The sequence below is a fragment of the Amphritea opalescens genome, from assembly GCF_003957515.1.
GTDB classification, from domain to species: domain Bacteria; phylum Pseudomonadota; class Gammaproteobacteria; order Pseudomonadales; family Balneatricaceae; genus Amphritea; species Amphritea opalescens.
In genome coordinates this window covers 97,295-118,610 of record NZ_RQXW01000007.1, presented here as the reverse complement: position 1 = coordinate 118,610, position 21,316 = coordinate 97,295, and the positions used below count along the sequence as shown (strand labels likewise).

Annotated in this window: 22 protein-coding genes; 14 read left to right on the top strand and 8 right to left on the bottom strand. The window is 49.7% G+C overall.

What is annotated here, in order from left to right; all coding sequences use genetic code 11:
- Position 1: 1 nt before the first annotated feature.
- Positions 2–793, bottom strand: a complete 792-nt coding sequence (gene mlaE / locus EH243_RS09580; protein WP_126158432.1) for a lipid asymmetry maintenance ABC transporter permease subunit MlaE — start codon at positions 791–793, stop codon at positions 2–4.
- On the bottom strand, positions 793–1,602 hold the full coding sequence (locus EH243_RS09575) for an ATP-binding cassette domain-containing protein (RefSeq protein WP_126158431.1): 810 nt from the start codon (positions 1,600–1,602) through the stop codon (positions 793–795). The genes mlaE and EH243_RS09575 overlap by 1 nt, the downstream gene beginning before the upstream one ends.
- Before the next feature lie 267 nt (positions 1,603–1,869).
- Here EH243_RS09575 and EH243_RS09570 point away from each other — a divergent pair, with 267 nt between their 5' ends.
- The 13 genes from EH243_RS09570 (at position 1,870) to yjgA (ending at position 11,776) form a co-directional block, all read left to right on the top strand.
- Positions 1,870–2,823 carry a calcium/sodium antiporter gene (locus EH243_RS09570; protein WP_126158430.1) on the top strand — a complete coding sequence of 318 codons (954 nt, stop codon included), beginning with the start codon at positions 1,870–1,872 and terminating at the stop codon, positions 2,821–2,823.
- Positions 2,824–2,879: 56 nt separating this feature from the next.
- The gene (locus tag EH243_RS09565; protein WP_126158551.1) at positions 2,880–3,854 is read left to right on the top strand and encodes a KpsF/GutQ family sugar-phosphate isomerase; all 975 of its coding nucleotides are present in this window, start codon (positions 2,880–2,882) and stop codon (positions 3,852–3,854) included.
- Positions 3,854–4,414, top strand: a complete 561-nt coding sequence (locus EH243_RS09560) for a KdsC family phosphatase (RefSeq protein ID WP_126158429.1) — start codon at positions 3,854–3,856, stop codon at positions 4,412–4,414. The genes EH243_RS09565 and EH243_RS09560 overlap by 1 nt, the downstream gene beginning before the upstream one ends.
- On the top strand, positions 4,415–4,984 hold the full coding sequence (gene lptC / locus EH243_RS09555; RefSeq protein WP_126158428.1) for an LPS export ABC transporter periplasmic protein LptC: 570 nt from the start codon (positions 4,415–4,417) through the stop codon (positions 4,982–4,984). It begins immediately after the preceding gene.
- The gene (lptA, locus tag EH243_RS09550; protein WP_126158427.1) at positions 4,974–5,525 is read left to right on the top strand and encodes a lipopolysaccharide transport periplasmic protein LptA; all 552 of its coding nucleotides are present in this window, start codon (positions 4,974–4,976) and stop codon (positions 5,523–5,525) included. Before lptC ends, lptA begins: the two co-directional genes overlap by 11 nt.
- A complete protein-coding gene (lptB, locus tag EH243_RS09545) occupies positions 5,522–6,247 on the top strand; it encodes an LPS export ABC transporter ATP-binding protein (RefSeq protein ID WP_126158426.1) in 726 nt (241 codons plus the stop codon). The genes lptA and lptB overlap by 4 nt, the downstream gene beginning before the upstream one ends.
- 21 nt (positions 6,248–6,268) lie before the next feature.
- The gene (locus EH243_RS09540) at positions 6,269–7,780 is read left to right on the top strand and encodes an RNA polymerase factor sigma-54 (protein ID WP_126158425.1); all 1,512 of its coding nucleotides are present in this window, start codon (positions 6,269–6,271) and stop codon (positions 7,778–7,780) included.
- 58 nt (positions 7,781–7,838) lie between these two features.
- Positions 7,839–8,129 (top strand): ribosome hibernation promoting factor, encoded by a 291-nt coding sequence (hpf, locus tag EH243_RS09535; RefSeq protein ID WP_126158424.1) that lies wholly within the window; start codon positions 7,839–7,841, stop codon positions 8,127–8,129.
- Between the two features lie 10 nt (positions 8,130–8,139).
- Positions 8,140–8,598: a PTS IIA-like nitrogen regulatory protein PtsN gene (gene ptsN / locus EH243_RS09530; protein ID WP_126158423.1), complete on the top strand. Its 459-nt coding sequence runs from the start codon at positions 8,140–8,142 to the stop codon at positions 8,596–8,598.
- Between the two features lie 4 nt (positions 8,599–8,602).
- Complete coding sequence (gene rapZ, locus EH243_RS09525) at positions 8,603–9,460, top strand: RNase adapter RapZ (protein WP_126158422.1); 858 nt, start codon at positions 8,603–8,605, stop codon at positions 9,458–9,460.
- A gap of 15 nt (positions 9,461–9,475) precedes the next feature.
- Positions 9,476–9,745 carry an HPr family phosphocarrier protein gene (locus tag EH243_RS09520; protein WP_126158421.1) on the top strand — a complete coding sequence of 90 codons (270 nt, stop codon included), beginning with the start codon at positions 9,476–9,478 and terminating at the stop codon, positions 9,743–9,745.
- Positions 9,746–9,872: 127 nt separating this feature from the next.
- Positions 9,873–11,222 carry a magnesium transporter gene (mgtE, locus tag EH243_RS09515; RefSeq protein ID WP_126158420.1) on the top strand — a complete coding sequence of 450 codons (1,350 nt, stop codon included), beginning with the start codon at positions 9,873–9,875 and terminating at the stop codon, positions 11,220–11,222.
- 23 nt (positions 11,223–11,245) lie between these two features.
- The gene (gene yjgA / locus EH243_RS09510; RefSeq protein WP_126158419.1) at positions 11,246–11,776 is read left to right on the top strand and encodes a ribosome biogenesis factor YjgA; all 531 of its coding nucleotides are present in this window, start codon (positions 11,246–11,248) and stop codon (positions 11,774–11,776) included.
- Positions 11,777–11,807: 31 nt separating this feature from the next.
- Here yjgA and EH243_RS09505 read toward each other — a convergent pair whose 3' ends face one another.
- From EH243_RS09505 to EH243_RS09480, 6 genes are all read right to left on the bottom strand, one after another.
- Positions 11,808–15,980 carry a YhdP family phospholipid transporter gene (locus tag EH243_RS09505; protein WP_126158418.1) on the bottom strand — a complete coding sequence of 1,391 codons (4,173 nt, stop codon included), beginning with the start codon at positions 15,978–15,980 and terminating at the stop codon, positions 11,808–11,810.
- 2 nt (positions 15,981–15,982) lie between these two features.
- On the bottom strand, positions 15,983–17,464 hold the full coding sequence (gene rng, locus EH243_RS09500) for a ribonuclease G (RefSeq protein ID WP_126158417.1): 1,482 nt from the start codon (positions 17,462–17,464) through the stop codon (positions 15,983–15,985).
- A 193-nt stretch (positions 17,465–17,657) separates the two neighbouring features.
- On the bottom strand, positions 17,658–18,281 hold the full coding sequence (locus EH243_RS09495) for a Maf family protein (protein ID WP_126158416.1): 624 nt from the start codon (positions 18,279–18,281) through the stop codon (positions 17,658–17,660).
- Positions 18,282–18,338: 57 nt separating this feature from the next.
- Entirely contained in the window at positions 18,339–18,821 is a 483-nt protein-coding gene (gene mreD, locus EH243_RS09490) for a rod shape-determining protein MreD (RefSeq protein WP_338142344.1), read from the bottom strand.
- Positions 18,814–19,713: a rod shape-determining protein MreC gene (gene mreC, locus EH243_RS09485; protein WP_126158415.1), complete on the bottom strand. Its 900-nt coding sequence runs from the start codon at positions 19,711–19,713 to the stop codon at positions 18,814–18,816. Before mreC ends, mreD begins: the two co-directional genes overlap by 8 nt.
- Positions 19,714–19,792: 79 nt before the next feature.
- Positions 19,793–20,836 (bottom strand): rod shape-determining protein, encoded by a 1,044-nt coding sequence (locus EH243_RS09480; RefSeq protein WP_126158414.1) that lies wholly within the window; start codon positions 20,834–20,836, stop codon positions 19,793–19,795.
- A gap of 157 nt (positions 20,837–20,993) precedes the next feature.
- On the opposite strand from EH243_RS09480, the gene gatC reads away from it, so the two are divergent.
- Positions 20,994–21,281, top strand: coding sequence for an Asp-tRNA(Asn)/Glu-tRNA(Gln) amidotransferase subunit GatC (gatC, locus tag EH243_RS09475; RefSeq protein ID WP_126158413.1), 288 nt, complete (start codon positions 20,994–20,996; stop codon positions 21,279–21,281).
- The last annotated feature ends 35 nt before the right edge of the window (positions 21,282–21,316 follow it).

Sequence of the window (21,316 nt, the reverse complement as noted above, 5' to 3'; positions counted from 1 at the left end):
CTTACAAATCTCCAAACATCAAAGCTGTCAGAATAAAATCTAATCCGAGGACAGCTAGGGATGAATACACAACTGTTTTGGTTGTCGCCTGACTAATACCTTCAGACGTGGGCACTGAATCATACCCCTGAAATACGGCAACCCAGGTAACAACCACGCCAAATACCAAGGATTTAATGAGGCCGTTCACCACATCATCAAAAAAATCGACTGAATTTTGCATGTTAGCCCAGAAAGAACCTTCATAGATACCTAGCCAATCGACACCGACTAACATGCCCCCCCAAATACCGACGGCACTAAAAATCATCGTCAGAATAGGTAGACAGATAAGTCCAGCCCAGAAGCGAGGCGCAATAATCCGACGCAGCGGATCAACACCAATCATCTCCATGCTGGATAACTGTTCAGTGGTCTTCATCAAACCAATTTCTGCCGTTAATGCAGAACCCGCTCGACCAGCAAACAGTAGAGCCGTCACCACCGGTGCTAACTCCCGCACCAAGCTCAGCGCCACCATCTGCCCAACCGCCTGTTCGGTGCCATAATCCACCAGAATGGTATAGCCCTGCAACGCCAGCACCATACCAATAAACAAGCCTGAGACAATGATAATCACCATCGATAGCACGCCGACTGAATACAGTTGACGCACTAACAAAGGAAAAGAGGTTAGTGGGTCAGGGCGCGCGATAACCGCTTGCATCAACACCATCCCCGCACGTCCAATAGCCGCAACCCGGCCCATCGCAGACCGTCCAAGCGACGCAAGATTTGCCGTAACCGAGTACATCAGCGCCCCTCCATCAAGTCTGTTTCATAATCATTGGCCGGAAAATGGAACGGCACAGGACCGTCCGGTAAACCTTTCATAAACTGTTGCACCTGCTCAGAATCATTCTGTTCTAATTGCGCCGGTGTGCCATGTGCAATAACCCCGCCATCCGCAATAATATAGATGTAATCTGCGATACTCAGGGTTTCTTTGATATCATGCGACACGATAATGCTGCTATGACCGAGGGCTTGATTAAGCTTTTTAATCAGATTGACCAGCACGCCCATCGCGATCGGATCCTGCCCGGTAAACGGCTCATCGTACATCACCAAGGCGGGATCTAGCGAAATCGCTCTGGCCAGCGCCACCCGACGCCCCATGCCGCCAGATAGTTCACTAGGCATCAATTCAGATGCACCACGTAAGCCCACCGCCTGCAACTTCATTAAGACGATGTCGCGAATCATATCGCCAGGCAGTTTAGTATGCACACGCAACGGGAAAGCGACGTTTTCAAAAACGCTCATGTCGGTAAATAACGCACCGCTTTGAAACAACATACCCATCTTTTCGCGCACATTGAAAAGTTCGGTACGCCCTAGATGAGGGATATCATCGCCATCCAGTAAAATAGACCCAGAATCAGGCTTCAACTGACCGCCGATAATTTTTAATAGCGTCGTTTTACCCGTGCCGCTCGGCCCCATAATCCCCGTCACTTTACCGCGAGGAATGCGCATATCCATATCTTTAAAGATATAGCGATCACCCCGGCTAAAGGTAAGCTGTTTAATATCAATGATGATATCGTCAAAAAAATCCATAATAACGGTGACTCAATCAGGACAATAAAGAGTTTCAGTAGGGATGTGATGCTCAGTGCACCATATAGTTCCTAAAACCACTATTAATCAGCGGACAGTACGTGGCGAAAAACACCACTATATTGCCACCTAAAAAGCGCGCAGATTGTAACACCCTTGCCTATAAACGTGAATAAAATCGACCTCAACGGCAGCAACCTCTTGCACATAGATCAGATTACCCATTAAATAGGCCTCCGTTTTAACCAGAGCTGAATAAATAACCCGATGTTATACCCTATTATTGCACTACTCTTAGGTTTCATTATTTTGGTCTGGAGTGCCGACCGCTTCGTTATCGGCGCTGCAGGAACCGCCAAGAACATGGGCATGTCGCCCATGCTAATTGGCCTGACGGTGGTCTCTTTCGGCACATCGGCACCCGAGATTTTGGTGTCAATCATGGCAGCCACTACCGGCGCAGGTGATCTTGCTGTCGGCAACGCCTTGGGATCGAACATTGCCAATATTGGTCTAGTGTTGGGGATGACCGCCCTCATTGCCCCACTACCTGTACGCTCCAAGGTGCTCAAACAAGAGATTCCCCTGCTATTAGCGATCACTTTACTGGCCGGTGCGGTACTCTACGATCTCTATCTAGGTCATATTGATTCAATTATTCTGTTCTTATCACTGATTGGCTGCCTTTATCTATTCACTCGATTTCAGCGCAATGCCAGCGATGACGACATTAATGAGGAAGAGGAAGAGCTGCCTGAACTTTCGACGCTCTGGGCTATCTTTTGGCTGATTACAGGGTTACTGCTGCTCGCGGGTAGCTCTCGATTGCTCGTGTGGGGCGCAACCGAAATCGCCACCACCTTAGGGGTTAGTGACCTGATCATCGGCCTAACCATTGTCGCTATCGGCACCAGTTTGCCGGAACTGGCCGCCTCGGTGGCCAGCGCCTTGAAAGGCCATACGGATATCGCTCTGGGGAACATTGTCGGCTCAAATATATTTAATATTGCGGCGGTCATGGCGGTACCCGGCTTACTTGCACCTATAGCCCTAGACCCCATGGTCCTCTGGCGCGATTATGGTTCAATGCTGGGCCTAACACTGCTACTCGTCGCGTTAGCTGTCTATCAACGTCCACCCCGAATCTCACGCTTCGAAGGCGGAATACTACTGACGGCCTATGCAGGTTATCTTGCACTACTATACAATATGAGCGTTTAATCCCTGTATCGGATTGCAGCCTTCACCCCTGCAAATAGAGTTGTGAATAAAGAATGATGAATAAAGAACTGGATTATTTAGCCTCCGCCAGACGTACTATCGAACTGGAACGGGATTCCGTCAACGACCTGCTGGGTTATCTTAATGACGATTTTAGTAAAGCCTGCAAACTAGCGCTGGCATGCGAAGGTCGGGTTATCGTGACGGGCATGGGTAAGAGTGGTCATATCGGTCATAAGATCGCTGCAACACTGGCTTCTACCGGCACACCTTCCTTTTTTGTTCATCCGGGTGAGGCCAGCCATGGCGACCTAGGCATGATCACCCGCGCCGATGTTGTTATCGCGCTATCGAATTCAGGCGAAACCAGCGAAGTGCTGTCTATCTTGCCACTCATCAAGCGGATGAAAGCACCGCTGATCAGCATTACTGGCAATCCAGAATCAACCCTATCCCGCAGTGCAGATGCCAATCTGAATGTCACCATTCGTCAAGAAGCCTGCCCTCTAGGCCTAGCACCGACCTCTAGCACAACGGCATCACTGGTTATCGGCGATGCGCTAGCGATTGCGTTGCTGGAAGCGAGAGGCTTCAGCGCGGAAGATTTCGCCTTTTCGCACCCGGGAGGCAGCTTAGGCCGACGTCTACTACTCAAAGTAGAGGATATTATGCATAGCGGCGATGATATCCCCAAAGTCAGCGATTCAACCATGCTTAAAGATGCCCTCATGGAGGTCACCCACAAACACCTAGGGATGACGACGGTGGTGAACAGTGACGGCGTACTGCAAGGCGTGTTTACCGATGGCGACCTGCGTCGTACTCTTGATCATGACGTTGATATGAAAAACACCCCCATTACTGAGGTCATGACCACTAACTGTACGACGATCACCCGCGAGATACTCGCCGCTGAAGCGCTACAAATTATGCAAGACAACAAAATCAATGCGCTGATCGTGCTCGATGACGCACAGCGCCCCGTTGGCGCATTAAACATGCACGATATGCTTAAAGCAGGTGTGATCTGATGCCTGCCCTCTTTACCGAAAAGCTCCGCAACCAACTGAACGAAAGCCTTATCGCTAAGCTACAGCGGGTCAAACTGGCGGTGTTTGATGTCGATGGCGTGCTCACCGACGGTAAGCTCAACTTTCTCGCCGACGGTAGTGAAATCAAGAATTTCAATACATTAGACGGACTCGGCATTAAGCTCTTAGCCCAAGGCGGAATCAAAACCGCGATCATTACCGGTCGCAGCTCTCCCCAAGTTGAACGTCGCGCTAAGGCGTTAGGTATCGACTACCTCTATCAAGGCCGAGAAGATAAACTCACCGCCCTTGAAGAACTTTGGCAAGATACCGGTTTTAACGCACAACAAACCGCCTACATCGGTGATGATCTACCCGACCTCGCCGCCATCCGCGCAGTCAGCTTTGGCGCTACAGTGAATGGCGGCCATCAATTGGTTGCGGCGCATGCTGATTGGTGCAGCCAACGGACAGCCGGCAATGGCGCTGGCAGAGAGTTTTGCGAAACGATTCTGGCAGGCCAGGGCTCACTCGAAGCCCTGCTTAACGAGTATCTCTAAATGTTAACCGGACGCGTTCGTCTCGTCGCCGCTGCGGCGATTCTAATCCCCGCAGTGATCTATCTTGGCATGGATACTGAACGCCACCCTGTGCGTCTGAAGCAAGCGCCCAATCCTGCTTATCAGCAATCCGATTATTATATTGTCAATGGACGGATCAGGGATTTCGCCCCTACCGGTGAATTAAAGCATCAATTAAGCTCAACGCAGTTAGAGCATCAGCCAGCCCAACAACAAATATTAGTCACTAATCCTGAAATGCGGATCTACAACGGGCAGCAACCCACCCGTAAAGTCAGCAGCTTGCGTGGGATGATTAGCGACAACGATGACAAAATCGAGTTAGAGGGAGAGGTATTATTTCAGGACAGCCTCGACCCAGTGGCAGCAAATACGTTAAAAACCGAATCATTAACCCTGCTACCACAAGAAAACATCGCCAAAACCGATGAGCCAGTCACGATTTCAGGCCCCTCGGGCACAACCAGCAGCATAGGCATGACAATAGACACCGACAGTGGCATTCTTAACCTCCTGTCAGACGTTAACGGAGTATACAATGTTAATTAACCGTATAAGCAAAGCCTTATGCGTGTTGCTACTTAGCTGGCAACCAGTGGCCATGGCCCTACCTAGCGACGCTAACAAAGCGATCCACATCTCCGCGGACAGTGCGACGCGAAATGATCAAACGGGCATTACCTTGTATAAAGGTGATGTGCTATTAACCCAGGGCAGCATGAAAGTCAGCGGCGACAGCATTGAGCTAAGACAAACCGATAGCAGCATCACGCAAATTATCGCCAAAGGACGTCCTGCGGAATTTCAACAGCGCCCCGCCGTTGATGAAGAGGTGACTCACGCATACGGCAAAGTACTCCATTACAATGTCCGCACCAAAGAGCTTGAGATTACCGGCCAAGCAAAAGTCTCACAGGGCGCCGATGTGTTTAGCGGCAACCGAATTGTATACAATATAAACAAAAGTACGGTAAATGCATTTAGGGATGAAAGCGCTAACGGCGAACGCGTGCAAATTGTCATTCAACCTAAAGCAACGCCGGTCAATGAATCGACAACCACAGCGACTGGAGAACTCAACCCGCAATGAGTCGACTAGAAGCACTCCATTTAGCTAAGAGCTATAAAAGACGCGACGTTGTATGCGATGTGTCTATCAGCGTTGATAGCGGTCAGATCGTCGGCCTGCTCGGGCCTAATGGCGCGGGTAAAACGACCTGTTTTTATATGATTGTCGGGCTGGTAGACGCCGATAAAGGCCAAATTAAAATTGACCAGCTAGACCTAACAAAACAACCGATGCATATCCGTGCCCGTAATGGCATCGGCTATTTGCCGCAGGAAGCATCAATTTTCCGTAAACTCAGCGTCCATGATAACCTGATGGCTATTCTGGAAACCCGCAAAGAGTTAAGCCGAAGTAATCGGAAGCAGAAATTAGACGAACTTCTGGAAGAGTTTCATATAGGGCACCTCGGTAAAAGCTTAGGTATGAGCCTATCGGGTGGCGAACGACGTCGAGTTGAAATCGCCCGAGCACTAGCAACTGAGCCGACTTTTATTCTGCTCGATGAGCCATTTGCCGGTGTCGATCCAATTTCAGTCAGTGATATTAAGCAAACCGTGAAACACCTGCAAAGTAAGGGCATCGGCGTTTTAATTACCGATCATAATGTTCGCGAAACACTGGATATCTGCGAACAAGCTTACATTGTCAGTGAAGGTTATATTCTTGCAGAAGGATCGCCAGAGGATATTCTTGCCAACCAGCAGGTCAGGGAAGCCTATCTTGGTGAGCAATTCAAGCTGTAACAGGTATATAAGCGACTTTTTATGAAACAAGCGTTACAACTAAAAATGGGTCAGCATCTGACCATGACCCCACAATTACAGCAGGCGATTCGCTTGCTGCAATTATCGACGCTTGATCTGCAACAGGAGATTCAGGAAGCTCTGGAATCGAATCCGATGCTGGAGATAACTGAAGAGGATAGCGCCTCAGACAATGCTGCGGATCAGGCTAGTTCCGAGGCGGAAGTGAGTAATCATGAATCCGTTTCCGCATCCGCCACCACCGCTGAGTCAGAAGAGATCCAAGCGGCCGATAGCGACTGGAATGACGATATTCCCAGCGAGTTATCCACCGACAGTAACTGGGAAGACACCTACCAAACCGTTTCCAGCTCATCCGCGTCATCCCACGATTTCTCAGATATGGAGATGGAATCGAATGACACTGCCGATGAAACACTACAGGGTCATCTGAGCTGGCAGCTCAATCTAACCCCCATGAGCCGCGTCGATGAACTGATCGCGACCAGCCTTATCGATGGCATTAATGTTGACGGCTACCTCAACGTTGAACTCGATTCCATCCTTGAATATTTCCATCAGCAGGATGATGAAGAGCTTAAAGATGTCGAATTGGATGAGATCGAGGCTGTCTTACGCCGCATTCAACAGTTCGACCCCCCAGGTGTTGCCGCCCGAAACCTGAGCGAGTGTCTCGCTATTCAGCTAAAGCAGTTACCGGAAGATACTGAATACCGTCCAGAAGCGCTTAAGGTCGTCACCCAATATATCCATTTATTGGGCAATCATGATTACAAACAGTTGATGCGCAAGGCACGGATACGGGAACCGCAACTACTGCAAGCGATTAACCTGATCCGCACACTGAACCCCAAACCCGGTTCAATGATCACCAGTTCGCAATCAGAGTACGTTATTCCTGATGTTCTGGTCTACAAAGAGAAAGATGCCTGGCAGGTTACCCTGAACCCAGAAGTCGCACCAAAACTGCGGATCAACGATGGTTATGCCGATCTAATCAAAAGGGCCGATAGTAGCCCCGACAACACCTATCTAAAAAACCATCTGCAAGAAGCTCGGTGGTTTATCAAGAGCCTGCTCAGCCGTAATGATACGCTGATGAAGGTCACCCGTGAGATCGTCCGACGCCAAGAAGGCTTTCTGGAAAACGGCGATGAAGCGATGCGGCCGATGGTGCTACACGATATCGCCGAAGCGGTCGAAATGCATGAATCCACCATCTCCCGCGTGACCACACAAAAATACATGCACACCCCTCGGGGCATTTTCGAGCTGAAGTATTTCTTCTCCAGCCATGTCACAACCGTGAATGGTGGAACCTGCTCATCAACCGCCATTCGAGCACTCATTAAGAAGCTGGTGATCGCTGAAAACCCAGTAAAACCGCTAAGTGATAATAAAATTGCCTTGCTTCTTGAGGAGCAAGGTATCAATGTTGCGCGAAGAACCATTGCAAAATACAGAGAATCCCTTAGCATTCCACCTTCTAATGAACGAAAACGTTTAGTTTAATGACCTTTTTATCATGGAAGCCGAGCGTCAACTCGGTACACAACACTAGGAGATTACCATGCAGATCAATATAACCGGTCACCACGTTGAATTGACTGATTCCCTGAATGAATATGTTCAGAACAAATTTGAGAAGCTGGAGCGGCATTTCGATAACATCACCAATGCACAGGTAACCTTAAGCGTTGAAAAAACCCGCCAAAAAGCGGATGGCGAGCTGCATGTCGCCGGTGGCAACCTTTTTGCTTCCGACGAACAAGACGATATGTACGCCGCTATCGATGGGCTGATCGACAAGCTTGACCGTCAGATCATTAAACATAAAGAAAAGATGAAAACTCACAAGTAACTAATATACGATGCTAATTTCAGAATTATTAGCGCCCTCTGGAGTACTCTGTGCTCTAGAGGGGGGTAGTAAAAAACGAATCCTCGAAATTGCCAGCCAGCAGATTTCCGATCTGCATCCTGAGCTTGAAGCTGAAACTATCTTTACGGGCCTACTCGGCCGAGAAAGATTAGGCAGCACAGGTATCGGTGAAGGCGTGGCCATTCCCCATTGTCGCTTAGATGAGTGCGAGCAGGCGACTGCCCTACTCATTCAATTAAACGAACCGATCGACTTTGATGCGATTGATAGTAAACCTGTCGATCTGCTTTTCGTACTGGTTGTGCCCTCAGAGGCCTGCGATCAACATCTGCAAACACTGGGTCACCTCGCGGAACTATTCAGTCAAGAAACCTTCCGCCAGCAACTTCGTGATGCCAAGTCGGTTGAAGAGCTTTTCACCGCGGCTACCGGCCCTAGGCAGGTGTAAACCGATGAAACTGGTGATTATCAGTGGCCGCTCAGGATCAGGGAAATCCACCGCTCTACAGGCACTGGAAGATGTTAACTTCTACTGTATTGATAACCTACCTGCGCCATTGTTACCGGATTTAGTCAATCAGATTCTATCCGACCCCGATCACCCCAATCAGCTTGCCGTGAGCATCGATGCTCGCAATCTACATCGCAACCTGAAACAGTTTCCAGAAATCTACGCGCGTCTTCGTGAAACAGAACAGCTGGACTGCGAAATTCTGTATCTCGACAGCTCAGAAACGACACTGTTAAAACGTTATAGCGCCACTCGGCGAAAACACCCCCTATCGAGTGATACTCAGGGCTTGCAGCAGGCCATCAGCTATGAAAAAAAGCTTTTGGAACCGGTCTCCGATCTAGCCAACATCCGTATCGATACCACCCGGCTATCACTCTATGAGCTTAGGGACAGCATCAAGCTACGTATAGCTCAACGCCAAGAGCAGGAGCTATCCCTGCAATTCGAGTCTTTCGGTTATAAACATGGCATCCCACTCGATGTTGATTTCACCTTTGATGTGCGCTGCCTTCCCAACCCATATTGGCTACCACAACTGCGTGGTTTTAGCGGCCAAGATAAACCCGTGATTGAGTTTCTCGAACAACAACCCGATGTTCAGGCCATGCTCAGCGATATCATCGAATTTCTCGCAAAATGGCTGCCGCTATTTGAAAAAAATAACCGCAGCTATATCAGTGTCGGTATCGGCTGCACCGGCGGACAACACCGCTCAGTCTTTATCAGTGAACGTCTCGCTGGTCATTTCCGAACAACTATGGATAATGTCCAGATACGCCATCGCGAACTGAACTGATAAAGGTATTAAGCCATGCTGGAACAAAAGATCACCATTATCAATAAGCTGGGGCTACATGCCCGCGCGGCGGCTAAACTGATCAATGTCACCAGCTCATTCTCCTCCGACATACAGCTCACTAAAGATGGTCGCCAAGTCGATGGCAAGAGCATTATGTCGGTCATGATGCTAGCGGCAAGCAAAGGCACTGAGCTGAGCGTATCAACCTCTGGGGATGATGAGCAGCAAGCGATGGATGCCATCATACAGCTGATCAATAACCGTTTTGACGAAGAAGAATAACCGATACACCCTAGTCGTTTAAAAACAATACGCTATAATGCCCACAACCTATTTACGCCGGTGCGCTCGGTTACCACTGACAATCCGCTAGGTATTCTGTTTCTATCTGTCTGACCGGGGTCCGGCCATGAACGCCAATGTAAACGAAAGCGAATTGGATAAGCTGAACACAGCCCTAGAAGAAGGCGCGTTCAGACAGATACGTTATACCCTGAACAAGACCTTACGCCCCTCTGAAGTTGCCCATCTGATCGAAAAATCGCCGCCCAAAGAGCGGCGATTATTATGGAGCATGATCCATAAGGACATCGAAGCCGATGTTCTGCAAGAACTCGGTGACGATGTTAAGTCTGAAATTCTGAGTAAGATGAACACCTCAGAAGTGCTCGCGATCTCTGAATCTCTCGAGCCCGACGATCTCGCCGATATGATGCAGCAGCTACCGGAAACGGTGATGCATGAGCTTCTGCGTTCGATGGATCATCAGAACCGAGAGCGGCTCGAGAAGGTGCTTTCTTATCCGGAAGATACCGCCGGCGGTCTGATGAATACCGATACCATCACCATCAGACCCGATATCACGATTGAGGCGGCACTACGTTACTTGCGTCGCCACGCGGAACTCCCTGACATGACCGACTGCCTGTTTGTCGTCAGCCGTAAAGACACCTATATCGGTAGCTTGCCATTGACCCGCATGTTGGTCAGCGATCCATCCAGCACCGTGCGGGAGATGATGGTAACGGACAAGCCGCCTATCCAAGCGGATATGGAAGACACCCTTGTTGCCAAACTGTTTGAGCAGGAAGATCTTGTCTCCGCACCGGTGGTTGATGAAAATAATCAGCTACTCGGACGTATCACCATCGATGACGTCGTCGATGTGATTCGTGAAGATGCCGACCATTCACTGATGAGCATGGCGGGTCTGGACGAAGATGAAGATACCTTCGCCCCCATTATGAAAACCACCCGCCGCCGTGCGGTATGGTTAGGGATTAACTTGATCACCGCCTTCATGGCTTCAGCGGTCATCGGCCTGTTTGAAGAAACCATCGGCAAAGTAGTGGCCTTAGCGGTATTAATGCCGATTGTCGCGAGCATGGGTGGGATTGCGGGTAGCCAGGTATTAACACTGATGATTCGTGGCCAAGCACTAGGGCACGTCGAGCGCTCTAACGCTCGCTGGCTACTAAACCGTGAAATGATAGTCGGTTTACTCAACGGTCTACTCTGGGCCCTGGTGGTAGCGGTTATCGCTGTTCTCTGGTTCCAAGACATGACCATCGGTATCATTATCGCCTGTGCTATTATGATCAACCTATTTGCAGCCGCACTGGCCGGCACACTATTGCCGATCCTCCTGAAAACCTGGGGTATAGATCCGGCACTGGCTGGCAGTGTGTTACTAACCACGATTACCGATGTAGTCGGATTTTTTGCATTCCTCGGTCTAGCTACCTTTTTTTATAGCTAGAACGACCTACACAAGAGAGCTTTATGAGTCAAAATGACGATTTTCGCCCCGACGACGAACACGAATTCGATGAAGAGTGGGTATCAAAATCCCAGCGTAAGCGGGAGATGGAGCACCTACAAGAGTTAGGTGCAAAACTACCTGAACTGAATAAAGAGCAGCTCGCTAAAGTCCCTATGGGTGATACCTTACGGGTGGCGATCGAAGAAGCACAGCGACTTCAGCCCCGCTCGGAGGCCACCCGTCGCCAGATGCAATATATCGGCCGCCTGATGCGCGGCGAAGATGCCGAAGAGATACAGGCCGCGGTTGATCAATTCGAAGCGGGTAAACAGGCCCACCTTCAGATCTTTCACAAGCTGGAGCGCTGGAGAGAACGGCTGATTGTCGGCGATAATACCGACCTGCAAGCTTACCTAACAGAAGATCCAGACGCTGATATTCAGCATTTGCGGCAGTTATTACGTAACGCTAAAAAAGAAGCCAGCGAAGGTAAACCACTAGGAGCCTCGAAAAAGCTCTTTAAATACCTACGCGAACGGGCTGACGTCTAACCTTTAGCTTTCGTTACCGATAAAGAGGCGATCACTTCTGTTCAGCCTCTTTTTTATCCGTTTTAGGCCGTTGGAGCAACTCCACTTTCGGCTCGCTCCAGTCCCCCTCCATGGTATAGGTGACGGTAGCAAACTTCTCTTTAACCTTATCGCCGATCAGTTTATCCAGCAAAAAGGCCAAGCCCGCCACCTGCGGTGCTCCTAATAATACAGCGGCCAGCGGAATATTATCCGTGACAGGCAAGGTCACCGCCATCTGCTGCTTAACCGTTTCATTGACCAGATCAATATCACCACTCGCGGCCATATCCAGCGAAGGTCCACGCATAACAAAAGGACTGTTGGTAGTCGCCACTCCTTTCACTATCCGATAATCCCCCTGCATCCGATCAAAACTCACCCCTTTGGCAAACAGATCAGTAAAGTTCAGCTTAAGACGTCGCGCTAAGGTATTCATATTGAGGATACCAAAGACCCTTAATAGCCCCGTACCATTTCCCGTCTCAAGCAATTGCCCATCACGGGCATCAAAGGTTAAAGAGCCATCCGTACGGGCTAGATCATACTCCCACGGCGCGCCGAGCCATTGCAGGTTAATCGTCGAGGTCGCCTTTTTCGTTTGTAGCACTTTCTCATAGCCTACCTTTTCCAGGGTACGGCCTAGATCCTTCGCCTCAATCTTCAGCTGCAACTCACTCTTGCTCAGCGCCCCTGGGCTCCAAATAATCTCACCATTGGCAGTAAAATCGGGCAGTTTGGCAGTGATACCCTCAATATGCATATTCTGCTCGTGGTTACGTATATTAAATTGCCACTGCCCCCAATGTTTTTCCTTAATAATCAAATCACGAATATCGACATCCAGGTCAGGCACGCCCCCCGGCTGCAGTGTGCCAGGCGGTTTTTCGGTTGAATCTTGCTGAGTGTCTGTCAGAGACTGATCCATCTCTGACGGAATCAAGCCATCCAGATTCAGCGTTTCAAATAACAGCTGCGGCGCTACCGAGGCGCTGTCGGGAAGCGTCACCTGCAGCTTAAGGTCGGCGCCGGAGACACCCACATTCCAGCCATCCTTGTCCCGCTCGAGTAAAATCCGGCCATTATTCATCCGCAGATAATCATAGCCGATAGTGGTAACTTCTATATCTGCCTGTACTGGAAGTGTCTTCTGATGAGCGGTAGAACTCGCCTTATTCGCAGCACCTTTTGCCTCATCGCCAAAGATACCCGCACGCTCCAACATATCCATCAGGGTCTCATACTGAAGCTCTTTCAACTGCCCTGTGACGTTCAATCCAGCAAAGTTGCTGGGCCTTGCATCCTCCCCTCCCAGCATCAGATGACCGCGGCTAAGCTCACCCTTATCGAGTTGCAACCAAGCACTCAGTTGATCACCTACGCGAATATTAAATGTTTGCTGCGCCTCAAAGTCCGTGTGCAGCAGCAAAGGTAGCACCTGACCGGCAGGTTTACCAAACGGGGGGATAAGATCCAGCTTGGTCTGTTTTAGATCGGTTTTCACCGTCAAACCCGAACAGTTCGCGCGTAGGCAGATATCTAAACTGGCATCATAAGGCTGCAAACCATCGGCTAACGCCAGCATCTCAATACCGCTCCAACGTTGGAGCTGATCCATACGAATAGCCGACCTCAGTCTAGCGGTGATTTTTTCAGAAGCCCCCTTGCCGCTTGTCACAATATCGGCCTTCAACGGCTGACCAAAAAACACACCGGTCAATGCGTCCGCATACAAACCTTTATCACTGCGATAACTTACCTTTCCGGCTAACTGATCGATACTCAGGTTACGCGATGCGGATGCTAACTGCAGCGCTGTAAATGCCGAACTCACATCGACATATGGCTCGCCGCCACCCAAGGGGATCTTAAGATTTAAACGTGTATTAGCAGCACCTTTCAGTGCCCAGTTTGTTAATTCGGTACTATCACCCAGTATCGGGCTATTCAAAAGCGTTGAACTAACATCGGCACTATCGCCATTAATCGAGGCAATAATGTGAAGTTCCTGAGACTTCGGCGGCAGATAAACCCACCCATGCTCTATTGCACTATCATAGATCTGCCCTTGGCTGACACTAATCGCCAAGCCTTGATCACGCAGCAATAACGAGGCATCCGCTTCTTTTACCGCAGGCCAATCTGATTGATAATCAACCTCCGCGCTGGCGATATCCATAAACAACTGCACCGTCGGCGATTGACGTGAAGGGATACTGCGGGTACCCGTATGTAGCATAAAGCCACCCCGGTTCAGCACCCCCTTTTTAATCGATTGCGACACCCAGGTTTTAATACCCGGATCAATTAAATGATCAGGGATCAACTCAGGCGCTAAGCGACCATCAGAATCCTTAACACCAATCAATAATGCCAATTCACTCTGAATCTCGCTATCCAGCGGCAGATAAAGACTCCATCGGCCACTCGCGTTAATGCCTTTTTTATGTAGCTCGACATATTCACTACGCAGATGCAGTATATTCTGCGCCAAACTAAAGTGCGTAGTGCCCCGAGCGTCATCGAACACCCATCCCTGATCAAAGACTTCAGGAAAATGCAGACCTAAGCGCTCGCTCTCGAGGTCAACGCGTCCTAGCAGCCCCTCTGCGCCATACTGCAACTGAACCAAGCCCGTGAGGCCCGACATTGCCGGCGCGCCATAGGCGGCTTCAAACGCTACGTCATCGAGATCACCCTTTAGTGTCAGTTGACTCCAATCCTGAGCCTGATCAGCCGGTTGTTTCGACGGAACGATAATAGCGTCGGCAGTACCATTAAGCAGCTCCGGCGACTCTGTAGAAGCTGCCACCGCAGAACTGACAACAGTAGCCGCCTGTTCGGGTGCGATAGGTAAACTTTCATTGGATAGTTTTTCGCTTACAGCTGCATCTAAGCCTTGTGATGCAACTGACACCGGCAGCGCTGAACTGACAACGTTCGAGGCCGTTTGCATTGTTACATCATTCTGTTGCTCGCCAACCTTTGATGGCTGCGGCCACTGCAACACAAGATTATGCACCATACCGCTGGGTGCAATCCTCGCGAGTACATGACGGAGCTCTTCAGGCACAAACGGTTGGTTATCGATAAAATCGGCAATTTGGGTGACATTAAATTCAGTCAACGCAACGGACTCAACCCAATCATGCTGTCGATTGACCACTAATTGCGGAAAAGCCAATGATTGCTCATTGATCAGCGCCGAAAAGTCACTAATCTGTAATTGAAATTGATGCGGCTCCGGTTGCAACAGCGCAAAACCCGTAGCCAAGTTTTGAATAGATAACTCAGGTAACCTTGGCAGCTGCGTGCCTAGTTGTAGCCGTCCACCATCAATGCCACCGAAGACCCGCGTTAACCGCCCCTGAGACCAGTTTCCCCAGATCTCTGTATTCAATTCCAACTGTTCAAGTGAAACGGGCACCGCAAATAACTCGCGGGCAGCTTCCACTAACGGCGTATCAACCCCCGCCAATTTAAGATAAAAGTCGAAATTCGTTGTTTTAGGATTAAACAGATGGCTATCAGACTCGATCCGCAGGGTCGCTGCCGCTTGCCGCTGCTCGTAAGCCACCTGTAACTCACCGGCAAAGTGATGCTGCCGAGGGCTATTTTCAAGGTTAAAGTGTTCACTTTGTAACAACATCTGCTTGCCGGACGGCAGCGTCAGATCGATCTGAGTATCATAGAAGAATATATGCGGTTGCAGCCATAAACTCGCTAGCGGATCGGTCGCAGAAGATGAATCATCCGCTTTCGCTGCGTTATCAACCTTGGCGGTAGGCGGCCAGCTAACCAGAGCGGCCTGCGTATGCAGTGACCAAAGCTCCACTTTGCTTAACACCGGCTGCCATTTCAGCAGACTACTCACCGGATTAATGCCCAACACCATTTGACCTAGCGCTATCCGGCCAATATTTTGCGAACGATGATCCGCAATCACCACATCCTGCAGCAGTAACCGCGGGAATTTACCTTCCCAATCTGCGCTAATATCGCCGATCGTCACCTCGGTGCGTAACCGTTCACTCAGGTAGTGTTCAATCTCAGCCCGATAATCCCAAACAGCGGGCAATAACAGCCGAACAACCACCGTTAACAACGCGATGGTTAGAATTGAGATAACTAGCACCCAACCCAACCAACGATTTAACGCCTTTAATAACCAAGCAATAGATGACACTGTTATCTGAGCACCACATCATACTGTTCAGGACCGTACATCGGTTCGACCTGAAAACGAATTGTTTTAGCAATAAACGCTTCGAGCTCCGCGACATGATCTGAGGCTTCATCCAGCAACATCGCTACCACCCGATCCGATGCCAGCACCAGATAAGAATCGGTATCGTACGCCCGATGTTGACGCAGAATTTCGCGGAATATCTCATAGCAGACGGTCTCCGGAGTTTTTACCGACCCCCGCCCCTGACAATGCTCGCACGGTTCACACAAGATATGCTCTAAGCTTTCACGGGTGCGTTTACGGGTCATCTCGACCAAGCCGAGTTCCGACACACCGGTCAGCTTACACTTCACATGGTCTTTTTCGAGCACCCGTTCCAACGTCCGCAAGACTTGACGTTGGTGATCTTCATCGAGCATATCAATAAAGTCGATAATGATGATGCCGCCTAGGTTGCGCAGCCGCAGCTGACGACCAATCGCGGTCGCCGCTTCCAAGTTCGTTTTAAAGATGGTCTCTTCTAGATTGCGATGCCCAACATAAGCGCCGGTATTGATATCCACCGTCGTCATCGCTTCGGTTTGATCAAAGATCAGATAACCACCGGATTTTAGTTCAACCTTACGGCCCAACGCTTTCTGAATCTCCTCTTCAATATTATAGAGATCAAAAATGGGCCGTTCACCCGGATAGTATTCGAGAATACTGCTAATTTCAGGCACCAACGCTTCGGCAAACTGCTGTGAGCGCTGAAAGGTTTCTTTTGAGTCGACCCGAATACGCTCAATGCCTGCGTGAGCCATGTCCCGCAGTGCGCGCATATTTAGCGGCAGATCTTCATAAATACAGGAAGGGGCGCTGAACTTTTCAATTTTTCGAGCGATGGACTCCCACAAACGACAAAGAAACAGAATATCCTGCTTCAATTCAGGTTCAGAAACACCTTCAGAGACCGTTCGCAGGATAAAACCGCCCATCTTAGTATTTTGATCCTCCATCCCCGCGACCACTTCTTCTACCGCGGTACGAAGTCGTTCCCGTTCATCACTATCATCGATTCGTTGGGAGATACCGATATGTTCATTCCCTGGCATATACACCAGGTAACGTGAGGGAATTGAAAGATTGGTGGTCAGGCGCGCGCCTTTGGTGCCGAGGGGGTCTTTAGTGACTTGAACCGTCAACGACTGCCCTTCGCGCAATAGACGATTGATCGTCAGATTGGTTTTACCGGCCGTGCCAGCATCTTCATCCGGATGTTGCAGTTCATCAACATGAATAAACGCTGCCCGCTCAAGGCCGATATCCACAAAAGCAGCCTGCATACCCGGCAATACGCGAACGACCTTGCCTTTATAAATATTGCCGACAATACCGCGTCGCTCGGCTCTTTCGACATAAATTTCCTGCGGCATACCATTCTCGATAACCGCAACACGGGTCTCAATCGGGGTAAAGTTAATCAGAATCTCTTCGCTCATAATCCATCCCTAGGAGACCATCAATAAGGCTCCATCAGTATTCTTCTAGCGCTGCCCTTCATCACACAACAGGCAGCCCTTCATAGCAATCAGTACCGTATGCTCTATGTCACTCTAATATAAACACTATAAACGATAAGAAACAAAGCTAATCAACAGCTTAGATGACGATTATAGATAACATTAGCCACGTTCAATCATTTTCTTTAGCTAAACAGGCGGTTTGCCATACGGGAATATCAAAGGCCGCTAATAAGGCTGCCGTCTCCATCAACGGCAAACCCACCACCGCAGAATAACTTCCCTTAATCGCTGTCACAAATACGGCGCCCAGCCCTTGAATACCGTAGCCTCCGGCTTTATCACAAGGTTCACCGGTTTCCCAATATTGCTGACATTGGCTAGCCGTCAACGTTTGAAACTGTACCTTTGTAGTGACTACCTGATGGCGAATTCGTTCCCCATTTGTGACAGCAACCGCCGTCATCACCTGATGTTCTGTACCGGAAAGCTGCAACAACATTTTCAACGCATCATCACGATCCGTAGGCTTGCCTAATATCTGCCCCTCGCAAACCACGACGGTATCAGCCCCTAGCACCACGGCACCATCATCAGCGACAGCCAAACCCGCACAGGCTTTTTCACGCGCCATCCGTTCCACGAACGCGGCAGGCGATTCCTGCGGTTGAGGGATCTCTAGAATATGAACCGGTTTGATATGACAGGCGACGCCAATCTGCTGCAGCAGTTCCCGTCGACGGGGAGAGGCCGACGCTAGAATCAGCTGAGGGCCATTGTTTTTTATCTCGGACATCTTTGCTACCCGGTCTATAGCGCGGCGTAAATAAACGATTAGCCCCACAATACAGTATCAGGACACTCTGAAAGCTCGCCGCAAACCTCTCAGAACAATAAAGAGCCAAGGCCACAAAATAGCACTCATGACCGCCGGCAAAAGAAAAATCAGGCTATCACTTCGGGTACCCATTAAGCTGTGGACCCAATTAAAGATTAACTGATTGATGCCCACCAACACCATGACCATGATCGCCTGCTGTATCAGCGGGAACATGCGCAAACGTTTGTATAGCAACAGTGTCAGATAGGCAATAATCAACAGCGACAATACATTGAGCCCCATCGGGCTGCCTTTAATCAGATCAAGCCCAAGCCCGACCACTGCCGCCGTGCCTAAACCGACCCGCTCCGGTAATGCCATCACCCAATAAATCAGAATCATGGCGACCCACTCGGGCCGGAACCATTCGGCAAACTGAGGTAAAGGCATCTGACTCAGGATATATCCCAGCAGAAAGGTGCCTAAAATAATAGAACCACCGCCCTGATTATTCACCCGCACTCTCCGGCGACTCAAATTCTTCAGGCTTAGGCTTAACTTTCTCGCCATGAACCGGCACCGGCGTCACGGGTAATACGTCGGCTTGCGGCGGCATATCCACTAATAAAATATGGCGGCTTTTATTCAGCATGGCGGAGGGTTGCGCCTTCACCAAGGCAAAGGGTTCACCCGGGTCACGCTGCACACTCACCACCTTCGCCACTGGATAGCCTCGAGGGAAACGGCCACCTAAACCGGAAGACACCAACAAATCACCTTCACGGATATCAGCGGTATCGGGGATATGCACTAGCTCAAGCTGATTCACCGAACCGTTGCCTAATGCGATAGACCGAAAACCGTTACGGTTTACCTCCACGGGGATCGCATGGCGTGAATCGGTAATCAACATCGCGCGACTGGTATAGTGACTCACTTCGACAACCTGCCCCATGATGCCACCGGAATCCAGTACCGCCTGACCAACATAAGCGTGATCTTCCGAGCCTCGATTAAGAATGATCTGATGTTGAAAAGGGTCTGGGTTGACGCCGATCAGCTCGGTTAGGAAAACATCCTGTTCAAGCCGCTGCCGGCCATTCAGCAACTCCCTCAAACGTACATTCTCTGCCGTCAACGCCGACACCTGCAAAACCCGCTGCTTTAACAACAGGGCTTCTTGACGTAAGCGACGATTTTCATCGGTCAGCTGACTACGATCCACCAGCACATCACTGAGTTCATCAGCAACCTGAGCAGGTGTATCCACTAGCCATTGTAACGGCGTAATTAATAAGGAAAGGTATGAGCGAGTCTGATGCATGCTCGACCATTTAAGATCCAACACGATAAGCGCTAGCGATAAGACAACAAGAATGACAAAACGGGCCCGTAAGGACCCGCTAATAAAGATACTAGCGATAGAACACCCCCTGTTGGAGCTGTTCCGCTACATTGGGTAAATCAAGCATTAAAATCAGTCACATTTATTCAAAGGTAAGCAGTTCAAATGCATGTTTGTCCAGCAATTCCAAAGCACGACCGCCGCCACGAGCAACGCAGGTCAACGGATCATCGGCAACGATCACCGGCAATCCGGTCTCTTCACTGATCAGTTTATCGAGATTACGCAGTAACGCACCACCACCGGTCAACACAATGCCGCGCTCAGCGATATCTGACGCCAGTTCGGGAGGACACTGTTCCAGAGCACTCTTCACCGACTGCACAATGGCAGACAGCGGCTCTTGCAGCGCTTCCATGATCTCGTTGCTATTCAGCGTGAAGCTCCGAGGAATACCCTCAGCGAGATTACGTCCCCGCACATCGATCTCGAGGGTTTCAGCCGTTGGATAGGCGGTACCTATCTCCTGCTTAATCCGCTCCGCCGTGGCATCACCGATCAGGCTGCCGTAGTTACGTCGAATATAGGTCACTATCCCTTCATCGAAGCGATCACCGCCCACCCGAACAGACTCAGCGTACACGATACCGTTGAGTGAAATGATGGCGATCTCGGTAGTACCACCACCAATATCTACCACCATCGAGCCGTTGGCTTCATCAACCGGCAGGCCCGCACCAATGGCAGCGGCCATCGGTTCTTCAATAAGATACACTTCACGGGCACCGGCTCCCATAGCCGATTCTTTGATAGCCCGACGCTCAACCTGTGTAGATTGACAGGGAACGCACACCAGCACACGAGGGCTGGGCGTCAAAAAACTATTACCATGCACTTTGCTAATAAAGTGCTGCAACATTTTTTCAGTTACATGGAAATCTGCGATAACACCATCTTTCATCGGCCGAATAGCGGTAATATTACCTGGCGTACGGCCCAACATCCGTTTAGCATCTGTACCAACTGCCGCCACGGTTTTCTGCGCTCCATTGCTGCTTTGACGAATAGCAACAACGGAGGGCTCATTCAGTACAATGTCTTTATCGCGAACATAAATAAGGGTGTTGGCAGTGCCCAAATCAATAGAAAGGTCACTTGAAAAAAGCCCTCGAATCTTCTTAAACATCGGTTGTCCGCCTTAGATTGTGCGACTGCACATTCACTTGATCAAAAAAACAGGCCCACTGTAGCAATGGCGGGGATTTTGGGCAAGCTGCAAATGTGTTAACGTAGCGCTTTATTTAGTTATCAGATTAAATATTCACTGCAATGAGAATCCAATAATGTCGTTAGACCGCACAGACGTCGAAAAGATCGCTCATCTGGCAAGATTAAATATCGCCGAGCAAGATATTCAAGAATATGCCGAGAATCTCAGTAATATTCTTGACCTGGTCGACCAGATGCAAGCCGTCGACACCCAAGATATTACGCCGATGGCCCATCCTATGGATGCCATTCAACGTTTACGTTTGGATGAGGTAACCGAAGGTAATCAACGCGATCATCTTCAAACCGTCGCCCCAGCTGTTGAAGCGGGCCTATTTCAGGTCCCTAAAGTAATAGAGTAATTCCGGACCAGACACCCGCTTGAAGGATTGAAAAA